The 13,617-nt window shown below is 70.4% G+C and carries 13 protein-coding genes; 3 read left to right on the top strand and 10 right to left on the bottom strand.

Going from position 1 to position 13,617, the window contains the following annotated elements:
• Positions 1-80 precede the first annotated feature (80 nt).
• Positions 81-1,439: an ABC transporter substrate-binding protein gene (locus ACFWHU_RS21840; RefSeq protein WP_387226480.1), complete on the bottom strand. Its 1,359-nt coding sequence runs from the start codon at positions 1,437-1,439 to the stop codon at positions 81-83.
• A 244-nt stretch (positions 1,440-1,683) separates the two neighbouring features.
• Positions 1,684-2,664, bottom strand: a complete 981-nt coding sequence (locus ACFWHU_RS21835) for an ROK family protein (RefSeq protein ID WP_385792353.1) — start codon at positions 2,662-2,664, stop codon at positions 1,684-1,686.
• Positions 2,665-2,836: 172 nt separating this feature from the next.
• Between ACFWHU_RS21835 and ACFWHU_RS21830 the strand changes: the two genes are divergently transcribed.
• On the top strand, positions 2,837-3,880 hold the full coding sequence (locus ACFWHU_RS21830) for a LacI family DNA-binding transcriptional regulator (protein WP_385792354.1): 1,044 nt from the start codon (positions 2,837-2,839) through the stop codon (positions 3,878-3,880).
• Positions 3,881-3,939: 59 nt separating this feature from the next.
• On the opposite strand, the gene ACFWHU_RS21825 is transcribed toward ACFWHU_RS21830, so the two are convergent.
• The 4 genes from ACFWHU_RS21825 to ACFWHU_RS21810 form a co-directional block, all read right to left on the bottom strand.
• Positions 3,940-5,244 carry a DUF6986 family protein gene (locus tag ACFWHU_RS21825; protein ID WP_385792355.1) on the bottom strand — a complete coding sequence of 435 codons (1,305 nt, stop codon included), beginning with the start codon at positions 5,242-5,244 and terminating at the stop codon, positions 3,940-3,942.
• 181 nt (positions 5,245-5,425) lie between these two features.
• Positions 5,426-6,388, bottom strand: coding sequence for an electron transfer flavoprotein subunit alpha/FixB family protein (locus tag ACFWHU_RS21820; protein ID WP_385792356.1), 963 nt, complete (start codon positions 6,386-6,388; stop codon positions 5,426-5,428).
• A gap of 88 nt (positions 6,389-6,476) precedes the next feature.
• Positions 6,477-7,268 (bottom strand): electron transfer flavoprotein subunit beta/FixA family protein, encoded by a 792-nt coding sequence (locus ACFWHU_RS21815; protein WP_385792357.1) that lies wholly within the window; start codon positions 7,266-7,268, stop codon positions 6,477-6,479.
• Between the two features lie 198 nt (positions 7,269-7,466).
• Positions 7,467-7,889, bottom strand: a complete 423-nt coding sequence (locus tag ACFWHU_RS21810) for a TlpA family protein disulfide reductase (RefSeq protein WP_385792519.1) — start codon at positions 7,887-7,889, stop codon at positions 7,467-7,469.
• A gap of 92 nt (positions 7,890-7,981) precedes the next feature.
• Here ACFWHU_RS21810 and ACFWHU_RS21805 point away from each other — a divergent pair, with 92 nt between their 5' ends.
• Positions 7,982-8,398 carry a DUF4395 domain-containing protein gene (locus tag ACFWHU_RS21805; protein WP_385792358.1) on the top strand — a complete coding sequence of 139 codons (417 nt, stop codon included), beginning with the start codon at positions 7,982-7,984 and terminating at the stop codon, positions 8,396-8,398.
• Positions 8,399-8,574: 176 nt separating this feature from the next.
• Positions 8,575-9,297 carry a lysophospholipid acyltransferase family protein gene (locus ACFWHU_RS21800; RefSeq protein WP_385792359.1) on the top strand — a complete coding sequence of 241 codons (723 nt, stop codon included), beginning with the start codon at positions 8,575-8,577 and terminating at the stop codon, positions 9,295-9,297.
• Between the two features lie 70 nt (positions 9,298-9,367).
• Here ACFWHU_RS21800 and ACFWHU_RS21795 read toward each other — a convergent pair whose 3' ends face one another.
• The 4 genes from ACFWHU_RS21795 to ACFWHU_RS21780 form a co-directional block, all read right to left on the bottom strand.
• Entirely contained in the window at positions 9,368-10,060 is a 693-nt protein-coding gene (locus ACFWHU_RS21795) for a B3/4 domain-containing protein (RefSeq protein ID WP_385792360.1), read from the bottom strand.
• A 97-nt stretch (positions 10,061-10,157) separates the two neighbouring features.
• The gene (locus ACFWHU_RS21790; RefSeq protein WP_387226554.1) at positions 10,158-11,228 is read right to left on the bottom strand and encodes a threonine aldolase family protein; all 1,071 of its coding nucleotides are present in this window, start codon (positions 11,226-11,228) and stop codon (positions 10,158-10,160) included.
• Positions 11,225-11,989, bottom strand: a complete 765-nt coding sequence (locus ACFWHU_RS21785) for an SDR family NAD(P)-dependent oxidoreductase (protein ID WP_387226475.1) — start codon at positions 11,987-11,989, stop codon at positions 11,225-11,227. Before ACFWHU_RS21785 ends, ACFWHU_RS21790 begins: the two co-directional genes overlap by 4 nt.
• A gap of 85 nt (positions 11,990-12,074) precedes the next feature.
• Positions 12,075-13,472, bottom strand: coding sequence for a DUF6421 family protein (locus tag ACFWHU_RS21780; RefSeq protein WP_385792362.1), 1,398 nt, complete (start codon positions 13,470-13,472; stop codon positions 12,075-12,077).
• Positions 13,473-13,617 lie beyond the last annotated feature (145 nt).

Raw genomic sequence — 13,617 nt, 5'->3', positions numbered from 1 at the left:
TCAGAGCTCCCGGTCGGAGTCGGCGAAGGGTCGGCGGGACGGTCGGCGGAAATTCGGCGGACAGGGGTGCCTGTCCGGGCTCAGCTGCCGGCGTCGGAGGCGAAGAGGGTCTTCTTCTGCCGCTCGATCCCGTTGACCAGCCCGTCGATGTCCTTCGGGTCGTTGATGAAGCTCTGGATGGCCTGGATCATCACCGTGGAGGCGAAGTCGGGCCGGGTGTCGCGGTCCATGAACTGCGATATCTGCTTCGAGCCGGCGATCAGATCCACCGCCTTCTTCTGAAGCGGTGTGTATTTGGAGGTGTCCGCGTCGTCGCTGACCGCGACGTTGTTCGGGTCACCCGCGAGATAGATGTCCTCGGCCTCGCCCGTGGCCAGCCACGACAGCAGGTCCCTGGCGCTCTCCATCGTCCGGTCGTTCTTCAGGCTCTTGGAGTTCTTCGCCAGCAGGAATCCGTCGATGGGGGCCTCGACCGCGTCCTGGCCGTGCTCCGGGTTGATCTCGGGGAAGGCGAAGAAGTCGATGTCGTCCTGCTCGGCCTCGGAGAACTGCTGGCCGGGGTGTGGGAGTCCGAAGACGGCCATCCCCGTCTCCTTCTTCTGGAGGCTGCTCGCGGCCTCCTGCCAGGTACGCCCGTTGGCACCCTGCTGGCAGTAAGGGAGGATGCTTCGCCAGGTGTCGAAGACGTCCTTGACGCGCTTGTCGGTCCAAGCCTCTTCGCCCGCCATCAGCGACTTGTGGAACTCGTAGCCGTTACTGCGCATGTTGATGTAGTCGAAGGTGCCCATCGCGGGCCAGCCGTCCTTGTCGCAGAACGCGATGGGGGTGAGCTTGTCCTTCTTCATCTGCTCGGCGAGCGCCAGGTACGCGTCGAGGGTGCGCGGCGCCTCGTAGCCGTACTGCTCGAAGACGCTCTTCCGGTGGAAGACCGCCCACGGGTAGTAGTAGTACGGCGTGAGGTACTGCTTGTCGTCGGAGCCGGTCGACTGGGCCTTCAGCGCGGCGGAGAAGCCGGTGTAGTCGCCCCAGAGGTCGCTGATGTCGTGCAGCAGCCCCTTCTCTGCGAAGAACTGCATGCGGTAGCCGGCGAACCACATGAAGACGTCGTCCGGCTTGCTCTGCAGATACCGGCTGATGTTCTCCTGGAAGCTGTTGTGGTCGACGGTGTTGACGTCGACCGTCCGCTTGTCCTCGGACTGTTTCTCGTACGCCGCGAATGCCTGGGCGAACGCCTTCTTGGGGACCGGGTCGGAGGCGTTGGACCCCATCGTGACGGTCTTCCCGTCACCGCCGGGGCCACCGCCGCAGGCGGCGAGCAGCGACGGCAGCGCGATCGCGCCCGCCCCGGCCGCCGCACCGCGCAGAAGATTTCGCCGGGAGATCCGATGGCCCGCCAGACTCGCCGGTACCGCCGAACCGTTGAACGGAGACTGAGACATGTCCCCCTCCTCAGGGGTTCAACCCAACACAACCGAACGCGAGGATTGGATCTCACTCCCCTGGGAGGGAGTCGTCAAGGGTTCTGACGGGATACCGAGCAACCGTTACCGGGCCTCATTCAACAGAGTTGAACAGGCCCCACCGCAAACGCGCGCAATGACACATGGGTGAAGAAAGCCCCGGAGATGGGTATTTGACAGGCCGTCACATCGCCTTCGCAGGGCCTGCGATGACGATCCGTCACTAAATCGTCGGAGCGCTCATCGCCGAGTCGGCCCCACTCGGCACGGCGGTCCCGCGGCCCAGTGAGGCAGCCGCCGCGGCGCCCACCAGACCCGCGTTCGTACCGGTCAACGCCGGTGTCACGGTGAGGTTCTGGACGAACGACAGCGTCGCGTACTCGCGCAACGCCCGGCGCAGCGGCAGGAAGAGCACGTCGCCCGCGTTCGCCACTCCCCCGCCGACGACCGCGATGCCGATCTCGACGAGCGTCGCCGTCGCGGCGATCCCCGCGGCCAGCGCCTGAGCGGCGCGCTCGAACGAGGCGATCGCGACCGCGTCGCCGGTACGGGCCGCCGCCGCGACCGCCGCCGCCGAGGTGTCACCGTCGGGGCCGGGCCGCCAGCCGCCCTCCAGGGCGCGCCGGGCGATGTTGGGGCCGCTGGCGATGCGCTCGACACAGCCGCGCCCGCCGCACGGGCAGAGGTCGCCGTCGAGGTCGACGCTGATGTGGCCGATATGGCCGGAGTTGCCCGAGGGGCCGGGGTGGAGCTTGCCGCCGAGCACCAGGCCGCCGCCCACGCCGGTGGAGACCACCATGCACAGGGCGTTGTCGTAGCCGCGGGCCGCGCCCTGCCAGTGTTCGGCGGCCGTGATGGCGACGCCGTCGCCGACGAGCGTCACCGGCAGGCCCCCGGTGGCCCGCCGGACCCGCTCCACCAGCGGGAAGCCGCGCCAGCCGGGAACGTTCACCGGGCTGACGGTGCCGGCCGCCGCGTCCACGGGACCCGCGCTGCCGATGCCGATGGCGCTCGCGCGCGTCCACAGCGGCGAGGCGCCGACCTCCGCCAGCACCTCCGTGACCGCGCGCATGACCGACTCGCCGTCCTCGGTCGCCGGGGTCGGGCGGCGAGCCTGTACGAGGATCCTCCCGTCGCCGTCCACCAACGCCCCGGCGATCTTGGTGCCGCCGATGTCGAGAGCGGCTACGAGGTCGTTATGCATCTGTGTCGGATCTCCAGTGGACGAGTGTTCCCCGCGGGCGGGGGTGGTATGGACGCGCGTGGGACCTGCGGGTTCGTGGAACAGTCTCCATTCACCTGACAACGTTGTCCAGGGCCTATGCTCAACGCCACAAGCCTTGCACGACAACCGAACGACGACAGGACAGCGCACCGTGGCCGACACCGCCCGTCACCCTGAGCCCCGCTACGGTAATCGGCCCACCATGAAAGACGTGGCAGCCCGTGCCGGTGTCGGTCTCAAGACGGTGTCCCGCGTGGTCAACGCGGAGCCGGGCGTGACCCCCGACACCGAGCGGCGCGTCCAGGAGGCCATCGACGCGCTGGGCTTCCGCCGCAACGACTCGGCGCGGGTGCTGCGCAAGGGCCGTACCGCCAGCATCGGACTGGTACTCGAAGACCTCGCCGACCCGTTCTACGGCCCGCTGAACCGCGCGATCGAAGAGGTCGCGCGCGCCCACGGCGCGCTGCTGATCAACGGGTCGAGCGCCGAGGACCCGGACCGCGAGCAGGAGTTGGTGCTCGCCCTGTGCGCGCGCCGCGTGGACGGACTGATCATCATTCCCGCGGGTCATGACCACCGCTATCTGGAGCCGGAGATAAAGGCCGGCGTCGCGACGGTCTTCGTGGACCGTCCGGCCGGCCAGATCGAGGCGGACGCCGTGCTCTCCGACAGCTTCGGCGGCGCGCGTTCGGGCACCGCCCATCTGGTCGCCCACGGCCACCGGCGGATCGGCTTCATCGGCGACCAGCCCCGGATCCACACGGCGGTCGAGCGCCTGCGCGGCTACCGCGCGGCGATGGCCGAGGCCGGTCTGCCGGTGGAGGACTCCTGGGTGTCGCTGGGCACGACCGTTCCCGAGCGTGTCCACGAGGCCGTCGTCTCGATGCTCAAGGCCCCGGAGCCGGTCACCGCGATCCTCACCGGCAACAACCGGGTCACGGTGACGGTCGTACGGGCGCTGGCCGCGCACGACCGGCCCGTCGCCCTGGTCGGCTTCGACGACATCGAGCTGGCCGACCTGCTGGACCCCGGGGTCACGGTCATCGCGCAGGACGCGGCCACCCTGGGGCGTACGGCGGCGGAGCGGCTGTTCCGGAGGCTGGACGGGGCGGCCGAGGCGCCCGGCCGGGTGGTGGTGCCCACCAGGCTGATCGCGCGCGGCTCGGGCGAACTGCCGCCGCCGGCGGACCGGTAGGCCCGGCGGCGGCCGTTCCTCGCCGCCGGATCAGCCTGTGCGGGCGGGCTCGGCAAGCGTCACGGCGCCGAGACCGTGAGGTCCGCGCGGCGCGGGGCGGCGTAGCTCTCCAGCTCGGCGCGGGTGAGCCCGGCCAGCCGGGTGACCTCGTCGCTGTCGAGGGCTCCGCAGTCCAGCCCGCGCAGCAGATAGCCGCTGAGCGCCTTTGCGGTGGCGGGCTCGTCCATCACGTCGCCGCCGGCTTTCGCCACGTACGCCGCGAGTCGCGCGGCGGCCGGCTCCAGGCCCTCGCGGTAGAAGGCGTAGACGGCCGCGTAGCGCGTGGGCAGATGACCGGGGTGCATGTCCCAGCCCTGGTAGTAGGCGCGGGCCAGGGCGCGGCGGGTGAGCCCGTAGTGGAGCCGCCACGCCTCGTGGACCTGGGCTGTGGGTCCGACGGGCAGGACGTTGGTCGAGCCGTCGGAGACCCGTACGCCGGTGCCGGCGGCGGCGACCTGCATGACGGCCTTGGCGTGGTCGGCGGCCGGGTGGTCGCTGGACTGGTAGGCGGCGCTGACGCCGACGCAGGCGCTGTAGTCGAAGGTGCCGTAGTGCAGTCCGGTGGCGCGGCCGTCCGCCGCGACGATCATCCGGGCGACGGCGGCGGTGCCGTCGGCGGCGAGGATGGACTGGCTGGTCTCGATCTGGATCTCGAACCCGATCCGGCCGTGCTCCAGACCCCGCGCCTTCTCGAACTCCTCCGCCAGCCGCACCATCGCGGTGACCTGTTCGGGATAGGTGACCTTGGGCAGCGTGAGAACGAGCCCTTCGGGGAGTCCGCCGGCCTCCATCAGTCCGCTGAGGAAGATGTCGAGGGTGCGGATGGCCCGGTCCCGTACGGGGGCCTCCAGGCACTTCATCCGGATGCCCGTGTACGGGGCGGCGGTGCCGTCGGCGTACGCCGCGTGGACGAGGCGCGCGGCGCGCGCGGCGGCGATGTCCTCCTCCTCGTCGGAGCGCGGGCCGTAGCCGTCCTCGAAGTCGATCCGCAGGTCTTCGACGGGCTCGCGCTCCAGCTTGGCCCGCACGCGCTCGTACACCGGTCCCGCCAGTTCGCCGGAGAGGCCGAGGGCGCGCGCCAGCGAGGCGGCGTCGGGGGCGTGTTCGTCGAGGGCGGCGAGTGCCCGGTCCCCCCAGGAGCGGACGGTGCCCGCGTCGAAGGCGTCGGCGGGGACGTAGACGGTGTGGACGGGCTGGCGGGTGCCGGGGTCTCCCGGGTACCGGCGGGCGAGTTCGGCGTCGACCGGTGCGAGCGAGGCGCTGATGCTCGCACCGACCGCGCCCGCGAGGCTCGTCGCCACCTTCTCCTGCTGGCCCTGACCCATTCCCCAGCCTCCGTCTACCGCGCTAGATTTCCGCCATGCGGAATGAATCATCCGCATGGCGAAGTTAATCGCCCGATCCGGGCTGCGTCAATGGTCGCCCTGAGCGGGCGCGGAAGCGAGCGCGCAGCACACAGGGGCCGCGCGGTGACGATCCACCGCGCGGCCCCCGGGACGTGCCGGCTCAGCCCTTGCGGGCCTTGATGGCCTCGGTGAGCTGGGGGACGACCTGGAAGAGGTCGCCGACGACGCCGTAGTCGACGAGGTCGAAGATGGGCGCCTCGGCGTCCTTGTTGATCGCGACGATCGTCTTCGACGTCTGCATGCCCGCCCGGTGCTGGATCGCGCCCGAGATGCCGGAGGCGATGTACAGCTGCGGGGAGACCGATTTGCCGGTCTGGCCGACCTGGTTGGAGTGCGGGTACCAGCCGGCGTCGACGGCGGCGCGCGAGGCGCCCACGGCCGCGCCGAGGGAGTCGGCGAGCGCCTCGATGAGCGCGAAGTTCTCGGCGCCGTTGACGCCGCGTCCGCCCGAGACGACGATCGCGGCCTCGGTCAGCTCCGGGCGCCCCGTGGACTCGCGCGGGGTACGGCCGACGACCTTGGTGCCGGTGGCCGCCTCACCGAAGGTGACGGCCAGCGCCTCGACGGTGCCCGCGGCCGCGGCCGGCTCGACGGGGGCCGCGTTGGGCTTCACCGTGATGACCGGAGTGCCCTTGGTGATACGGGAGTTGGTGGTGTACGCGGCGGCGAACACGGACTGCGTCGCCACCGGACCCTGGTCACCGGCCGTCAGGTCGATCGCGTCGGTGATCAGACCCGAGCCGATGCGCACGGCGAGGCGCGCCGCGATCTCCTTGCCCTCGGCGGAGGAGGGGACGAGTACGGCGGCCGGCGACACGCTCTCGTACGCGGCCTGGAGCGCGTCGACCTTCGGGACGACGAGGTAGTCGGCGAACTCGGGGGCGTCGGCGGTCAGCACCTTCACCGCGCCGTGCTCCGCCAGCTTGGCGGCGGTGTCCGCGGCGCCCGCGCCGAGCGCGACGGCGACCGGGTCACCGAGGCGACGGGCCAGCGTCAGCAGCTCCAGGGTGGGCTTGCGGACGGCACCGTCCACATGATCGACATAGACGAGGACTTCAGCCATGGGTTCTGTTCTCCTGCGAATGCGTGTACGTGAGGGTTCCGGGACCGGCTACTGCGGCGGCACTGGGTCGCCCGAGGGCCGCGTTTCGTCAGATGAACTTCTGGCTCACGAGGAACTCGGCCAGCTCGTCGCCGCCCTTGCCCTCGTCGTTGACGATCGTGCCCGCCGTACGGGCGGGGCGCTCCGTGGCGGAGTCGACCGCCGTCCACGCGCCCGCGAGGCCGACGTCACCGGCCTCGATGTCCAGGTCCTCCAGGTCCAGGGACTCCACCGGCTTCTTCTTCGCCGCCATGATCCCCTTGAACGAGGGGTAGCGGGCCTCGCCCGACTGGTCCGTCACCGACACGACGGCCGGCAGGGAGGCCTCGAGCTGTACGGTCGCCGCGTCGCCGTCACGGCGGCCCTTGACGGTGCCACCCTCGACGGACACCTCGGAGAGCAGCGTCACCTGCGGTACGCCCAGACGCTCCGAGAGCATCGCGGGCAGTACGCCCATCGTGCCGTCGGTGGAGGCCATCCCGCAGATCACCAGGTCGTAGCCGGTCTTCTCGATCGCCTTCGCGAGGACCAGCGAGGTGCCGAGGGCGTCCGTGCCGTGCAGATCGTCGTCCTCGACGTGGACCGCCTTGTCCGCGCCCATCGACAGCGCCTTGCGCAGCGCGTCCTTGGCGTCCTCGGGACCCACCGTCAGCACGGTGACCTCCGCGTCGTCACCGTCGTGGTCCCCGGCGATCTGGAGCGCCTGCTCGACCGCGTACTCGTCCAGCTCGGACAGCAGACCGTCGACATCGTCACGGTCCAGCGTCAGGTCATCGGCGAAATGCCGGTCGCCCGTGGCGTCGGGCACGTACTTCACACAGACAACGATCCTCAAGCTCACGCCGGCTCTCCTACTGCATCGTCATTTCTGGGCTGCCTTGTTGCTCGCAGCATAGGCGCCTGATGGGAGGTTTTCCGGTCAGGTCGACCGGCGCACCGACCATAATATTACTCGCCAGTACATCCATCTGATGCCCGCTGAGCAACCGCTTTGAACTGTGACCTTCCCAACGCCCACCGGCCCGCCGACCGGGAACTCTCAGTCGCCGGGCGTCGCGCCCGGCACGGCCACGCCCAGCGCGGCGATCACATCGGCTTTACGCGGCGCCCCCGCGGCCCGGCGGACGATCCGGCCCGCCGCGTCGAGGACGAGCACCGTCGGTGTCTTGAGGATGCCCAACTCGCGTACCAGCTCAAGTCGGTCCTCGGCGTCGATCTCCACATGGGCGACGCCGTCGACGATGCCGGTCACCTCGGCGAGCGTGCGCCGGGTCGCACGGCAGGGCTGGCAGAACGCGCTGGAGAACTGGACGAGCGTGGCGCGCTCCCCCAACTCCGCGCCCAACTCGGCGGCGCCGAGCAGTCTTTCGCCGTCACGCCCGCGCACCTTGAGCCTCCCGTTCGTACGGCGGTGCAGCAGACCGAAGACGCTCGCCGCCGCGAGCACCGCCACGCACACCATCAGTCCTGTCGTCGTCATCCCAGGTGAAGCGTTCACACGACCGCAAAATATTCCGCGGTCCCGGCCGGGCGGCCCTGAGTGATGCTGGTGTCATGAACATAGATGTCAGGGGCCCTCGCTTCGGCGCGGCCGTCACCACCGTCGTCCTGGCCGTGGTTCTGGTCACCGGCAGCGGCGCGCTTCTCGGCTGGCAGGCCCTGTGCTTCGCGGTGGGCGCGCTGGCCGGTGTGGGGCGCTCGCCCTACGGATGGCTGTTCCGCACCGTCGTACGGCCGAGGCTCGGACCGCCCACGGAGTTCGAGTCCCCGCAGCCGCCGCGCTTCGCGCAGGCGGTCGGACTGGTCTTCGCCGTGGTCGGACTGGTCGGCTATCTGTGGGGTCCGCTCTGGCTCGCACTGGCCGCCACGGCCTGCGCGTTGGCCGCCGCCTTCCTCAACGCCGCCTTCGCCTACTGCCTCGGCTGCGAGATGTACCTCCTGCTGCGCCGTACGACCGCCGCCCCGCGTTGAGCTGCGGCTGACGCCCTGATCACCCGGGAATGACGTGATGAGAATCTCGCTCCGCGCCGTCGGCAGGACTGGCCACAAGCCTTCGTTTGGGGCACGATCTGCCCAATGCCGAAAACCTACGGCTGCGTAACTTCCGTCGGGAGAACCCTCCCCGGGAACAGAAGGGTCTCCTCCAGATGGCAGAGCTCGTCTACCGGCCGGTCGTCGGCGCCGCCCGCACGATGTTCAGGGCGCTGGACCTCAAGATCGAGACTCAGGGCTCCGAGAACATCCCGCGTACCGGCGGTGCCGTGCTCGTCAGCAACCACATCAGCTATCTGGACTTCATCTTCACCGGACTCACCGCGCTCCCCCAGAAGCGCCTCGTGCGCTTCATGGCGAAGGACTCCGTCTTCCGCCACAGGGTCTCGGGGCCGCTCATGCGCGGCATGAAACACATCCCGGTGGACCGAAAACAGGGCGAGAGCGCCTACGCGCACGCGCTCGACTCGCTGCGCTCCGGCGAGATCGTCGGTGTGTTCCCCGAGGCGACCATCTCGCCGTCGTTCACCCTCAAGTCCTTCAAGTCGGGCGCGGCGCGCCTGGCGCAGGAGGCCGGCGTACCGCTGATCCCGATGGCGCTGTGGGGCACCCAGCGGATCTGGACCAAGGGACGCCCCCGCAACTTCCGGCGCAGCCACATCCCCGTGACGATGCGGGTCGGCGAGCCGATGGACGCCCCCGCCGACCAGTACGCGGGGGCGATCACCCGGCGGCTCCGCGAGCGGGTACAGGAACTGCTCGAAGCCGCCCAGCGCGCCTATCCGGTACGGCCCAGGGACGCGAGCGACACCTGGTGGGTACCGGCGCACCTCGGCGGTACGGCTCCGACACCGGCCGAGGTCCGCGAGGCCAACTGAGCGGGCCTTCGGCGAGTCCCGCGGCGACCGCACCGAAACGTCACTGCTGGGGCGGTCGCCGGGCGAGGCGTCAGCCGGCGGGGTGGACGGTGATCCGTGCCCCGGGGCTCAACTTCTCCAGCGACTCGGCGAGTTCGGTACCCGCGGCGTCGAGTGCCGCGCGGGTCATGGGGGCCAGGCTCTCCAGCAGGAAGACCGCGTTGACCGACTCCTCGGTGAGCCGGGTACGCACGCCCTGGCGCCAGTTCCAGCGCCGGCAGGTGACGCCCTCGTCGTCGCGCCACACCACCTCGCCCGCGTCCGGGTGTTCGACGGCGGGCTCACCGCCGGCGGCGGTGTGGAACGGTTCGTCGCCGGTGGCCCGTACGAGCCGCATGGCGCCCACGACGCTGTCGATGTCCTCGCCCCCGACGGGGATCAGATGGGCCACGCTGATCGCGTTGTAGAGGTCCACGAGGAGATTGATCCGGGGCAGGCCGCCGTCGGCGAGCGCCCGTTTGGCCAGTGCCTCGGCGGAGTTGCGGGTACGGGACGGCTTGCTGCCGAAAGCCGTGTACGCCGCGCGCCAGGCGATCATGTGCGGGTCCTCGTGCGGGGCGCGCCCGTCGAGGCGCTCGGCGAGCCGGCGTGCGGCGTCGTCCAGCAGCGCCGAACTGGCCTCGTTGCTGGGGCCGTTCACCAGGCCGTGGGCCTCGACGGCGAGCGGGGTGAAGCCGGGGACGAGGGTGTGCACCTCGTCCGACACGGTGAGAGTCAGGGTCATCGTCAGCCTTGCCTCGGGACATACGGAAGCGGTGCACCACGGCACACCATGAGGTCCACTGTAATGCACCGCCCAGCCCGAGGTTCCCGGTCCGCGGTTACCTGGCCATCTCTTCCTTGAGGGCCTGGACGAACGCGTCGACGTCGTCCTCGGTGGTGTCGAACGCGCACATCCAGCGCACGTCGCCGGCCGCCTCGTCCCAGAAGTAGAAGCGGAACCGCTGCTGGAGGCGTACGCCCACGTCGTGCGGCAGCCGGGCGAAGACGGCGTTGGCCTGCACGGGGTGCAGGATCTCGACGCCGTCGACCGCGCGCACCCCGTCGGCGAGCCGCTGCGCCATGGCGTTGCTGTGCCGGGCGTTGCGCAGCCACAGATCACCGGCCAGCAGCGCCTCCAACTGCACCGAGACGAACCGCATCTTGGAGCTGAGCTGCATCGACAGCTTGCGCAGCCGCTTCATCGCGCGCACCGCGTCCGGGTCGATCACGACGACGGCCTCGCCGAAGATCGCGCCGTTCTTCGTGCCGCCGTAACTCAGCACGTCCACACCGACGGTGTTGGTGAAGGTGCGCATCGGTACGTCGAGGAAGGCGGCGGCGTTGGATATCCGGGCGCCGTCGAGATGGACCTTCAGGCCCCGCTCGTGGGCGTGCTCGCACAGCGCGCGGATCTCGTCCGGGGTGTAGACCGTGCCCAGTTCGGTGTTCTGCGCGATCGACACGACCTGCGGCATGGCGCGGTGCTCGTCGTCGAAGCCCCACGCCTGCCGGTCGACCAGCTCCGGGGTGAGTTTGCCGTCCGGGGTCGGCACGGTCAGCAGTTTGAGCCCGCCGACCCGCTCGGGCGCACCGCCCTCGTCCACGTTGATGTGCGCGGACTCGGCGCAGATCACCGCACCCCAGCGGTCGGTCATGGCCTGGAGCGCGACGACGTTCGCCCCGGTGCCGTTGAAGACCGGGAACGCCTTCGCGGTGGGGCCGAAGTGGCCGTGCATGACGCGCTGGAGATGATCGGTGTACTCGTCCTCGCCGTACGCGATCTGGTGGCCGCCGTTGGCGACGGCGAGCGCGGCCAGCACCTCGGGGTGGGCGCCGGCGTAGTTGTCGCTGGCGAAGCCGCGCGTGCCGGGGTCGTGGTGCGCACGCGCGGCCGTCGTACGGGCCCTCATGACTCGGGGGTCAGCCACAGGCGGTTTCCGTTCACTTCACCGGCGGGCCGGTCCCAGACTCCGGCGATGGCGTCGGCCAGCTCTCCGGCGTCCGTGAAGCCCGCGAACTTCGCATTGGGGCGCTCGGCGCGCATCGCGTCGTGCACCAGTGCCTTGATGACCAGGATCGCAGCCGCCGCGCGCGGTCCTTCGTCGCCCCCGGCCTTGCGGAAGTCGTCGCCCAGCGCCAGCGTCCAGGCCTCGGCCGCGGCCTTGGCCGCCGCGTAGGCGGCGTTGCCCGCCGTGGGTTTGCTCGCGCCGGCGGCGCTGACCAGTACGTAACGACCGCGGTCGCTGCGCAGCAGCCCGTCGTGGAAGGCGAGGGAGGTGTGCTGGACGGTGCGGATCAGCAGCTTCTCCAGCAGGTCCCAGTCGGCGAGGTCGGTGTCGGCGAAGGTCTTGCCGCCGCGCCAGCCGCCGACGAGGTGGACCAGTCCGTCGATCCGGCCCCTTCCGTGGTCCTGCTCGGTCCTGGTCGCCCACGCGCGGGTGGCCGCCGGATCGAGGAGGTCGACGGTGTCGCCGGTGACGGTGGCGCCGCTGTGCGCGCGTCGGGCGGCGTCGACGGCCTCGGCGAGGCTCTCGGGGTCCGCGTCGGCGCCGACGACGGTCGCACCGGCCCCGGCCAGGCGCAGGAGCGTCGCGCGCCCGGCGGGCCCGCCCGCTCCGGCGACCGCCACGACGGCGCCGTCCAGCGCGCCCGTTCCGCTGCCTGCGCTCATGCTCGTCGTCTCCGTCATCCCGGTGTCCCCCGTGTCGGCGTTGTGTTCGTCGGCCGCGCTGTCGCGGCCCGGTCGGGTCGTGGACTCACGCGGCTCGCTGCTCGGCACCGGCCGCCGTGATGCCCTTGGTCGAGGCGATCACGGTCTTGAGCTTCTTGGCCAGTGCCTCGTAGAACATGCTGAGCGGAAACTCGTCGGGAAGCACGTCGTCCACCAGCTTGCGCGGGGGCAGATCCAGGTCGAGGGCGTCCGGGCCCTTGGCCCAGGTGGATCCGGGGTGCGGGGCCAGATAGGTGGAGACGAGGTCGTAGGCGGCGAACCAGTGGACCAGCTTCGGGCGGTCGATACCGGCCCGGTAGAGGGTCTCGATCTCGTCCAGGAGCCGCTGGGTGACCTGCGGGGCCCTGTCCCAGTCGATGCGCAGGGTGTTGTCGGTCCAGCGCACCACGTCGTGCTTGTGGAGGTAGGAGAAGAGCAGCTGGCCGCCGAGGCCGTCGTAGTTGCGCTCGCGGGCGCCGGTGACGGGGAAGCGGAACATCCGGTCGAAGAGCACCGCGTACTGCACGTCGCGGCCCTGCGCGACGCCGTCGGCCTGAAGTTTCACGGCCTCCCGGAAGGCGGTGAGGTCGCAGCGCAGCTCCTCCAGGCCGTACATCCAGAACGGCTGGCGCTGCTTGATCATGAAGGGGTCGAACGGCAGGTCGCCGTGGCTGTGCGTGCGGTCGTGGATCATGTCCCAGAGTACGAAGGCCTGCTGGCAGCGGTCCTGGTCGCCGACCATCTCGCGGATGCCCTCGGGGAGTTCCACCCCGAGGATGTCGACGGCGGCCTCGGTGACCCGGCGGAAGCGGGCCGCCTCGCGGTCGCAGAAGATACCGCCCCAGCTGAACCGCTCGGGTGCCTCCCGGACGGCGATCGTCTCGGGGAAGAGGACCGCGGAGTTGGTGTCGTACCCGGCGGTGAAGTCCTCGAAGGTGATGCCGCAGAAGAGGGGGTTGTCGTAGCGGGTGCGCTCCAGCTCCGAGAGCCACTCGGGCCAGACCATGCGCAGGACGACCGCCTCGAGGTTGCGGTCCGGGTTGCCGTTCTGCGTGTACATGGGGAAGACGACCAGGTGCTGGAGCCGGTCCACGCGGTCGGCCGCCGGCTGGAAGGCCAGCAGCGAGTCCAGGAAGTCGGGTACGTCGAAGGCGCTGTCGGCCCACTTGCGGAGGTCCGAGACGAGCGCCCGGTGGTAGGCGGCGTCGTGCGGCAGCAGGGGTGACAGCTGTTCGACGGCGGTGATGACGCGGTCGAGCGTGACGTCCACGTAGGCGCGCGAGGGCGCTTGCGGCGCGTCGAAATCTATGGAGCCGTCCTTGGACTGCCAGGGGCGGATCTCCTCGACGGCGTTCTTGAGCTCGGTCCAGGCGGGGTGCTCGACCACCCGCTCGTCGTCGGCCGAATGCCGTGCGGTCCGGTCCTGCACAAGAATTTCCGTCATGTCACGTCCTCCACGGGAGAAGCGGGCGTCAAAGCACCGTATAGGTCCTTGATTCTCCCGTACAAGGGAGCGCGTGACAAATTATCCTGCCGCACTCAGCGTTTACGGGCGATTTTCCTGCCGTTGGCGGTACGGACGGCAGGCT

Origin of the sequence: Streptomyces sp. NPDC060366 (genome assembly GCF_042725135.1) — a bacterium.
Taxonomy (GTDB): domain Bacteria; phylum Actinomycetota; class Actinomycetes; order Streptomycetales; family Streptomycetaceae; genus Streptomyces.
This window is presented reverse-complemented; position numbering and strand designations above follow the sequence as displayed.

Coding starts and splice junctions, on each gene's coding strand:
- ACFWHU_RS21800 (WP_385792359.1), top strand. CDS start 8,575: ATGGCAGAGCTCGTCTACCGGCCGGTCGTCGGCGCCGCCCGCACGATG.
- ACFWHU_RS21795 (WP_385792360.1), bottom strand. CDS start 10,060: ATGACCCTGACTCTCACCGTGTCGGACGAGGTGCACACCCTCGTCCCC.
- ACFWHU_RS21835 (WP_385792353.1), bottom strand. CDS start 2,664: ATGCATAACGACCTCGTAGCCGCTCTCGACATCGGCGGCACCAAGATC.
- ACFWHU_RS21780 (WP_385792362.1), bottom strand. CDS start 13,472: ATGACGGAAATTCTTGTGCAGGACCGGACCGCACGGCATTCGGCCGAC.
- ACFWHU_RS21810 (WP_385792519.1), bottom strand. CDS start 7,889: ATGGTGTGCGTGGCGGTGCTCGCGGCGGCGAGCGTCTTCGGTCTGCTG.
- ACFWHU_RS21785 (WP_387226475.1), bottom strand. CDS start 11,989: ATGAGCGCAGGCAGCGGAACGGGCGCGCTGGACGGCGCCGTCGTGGCG.
- ACFWHU_RS21820 (WP_385792356.1), bottom strand. CDS start 6,388: ATGGCTGAAGTCCTCGTCTATGTCGATCATGTGGACGGTGCCGTCCGC.
- ACFWHU_RS21805 (WP_385792358.1), top strand. CDS start 7,982: ATGAACATAGATGTCAGGGGCCCTCGCTTCGGCGCGGCCGTCACCACC.
- ACFWHU_RS21825 (WP_385792355.1), bottom strand. CDS start 5,244: ATGGGTCAGGGCCAGCAGGAGAAGGTGGCGACGAGCCTCGCGGGCGCG.
- ACFWHU_RS21840 (WP_387226480.1), bottom strand. CDS start 1,439: ATGTCTCAGTCTCCGTTCAACGGTTCGGCGGTACCGGCGAGTCTGGCG.
- ACFWHU_RS21790 (WP_387226554.1), bottom strand. CDS start 11,228: ATGAGGGCCCGTACGACGGCCGCGCGTGCGCACCACGACCCCGGCACG.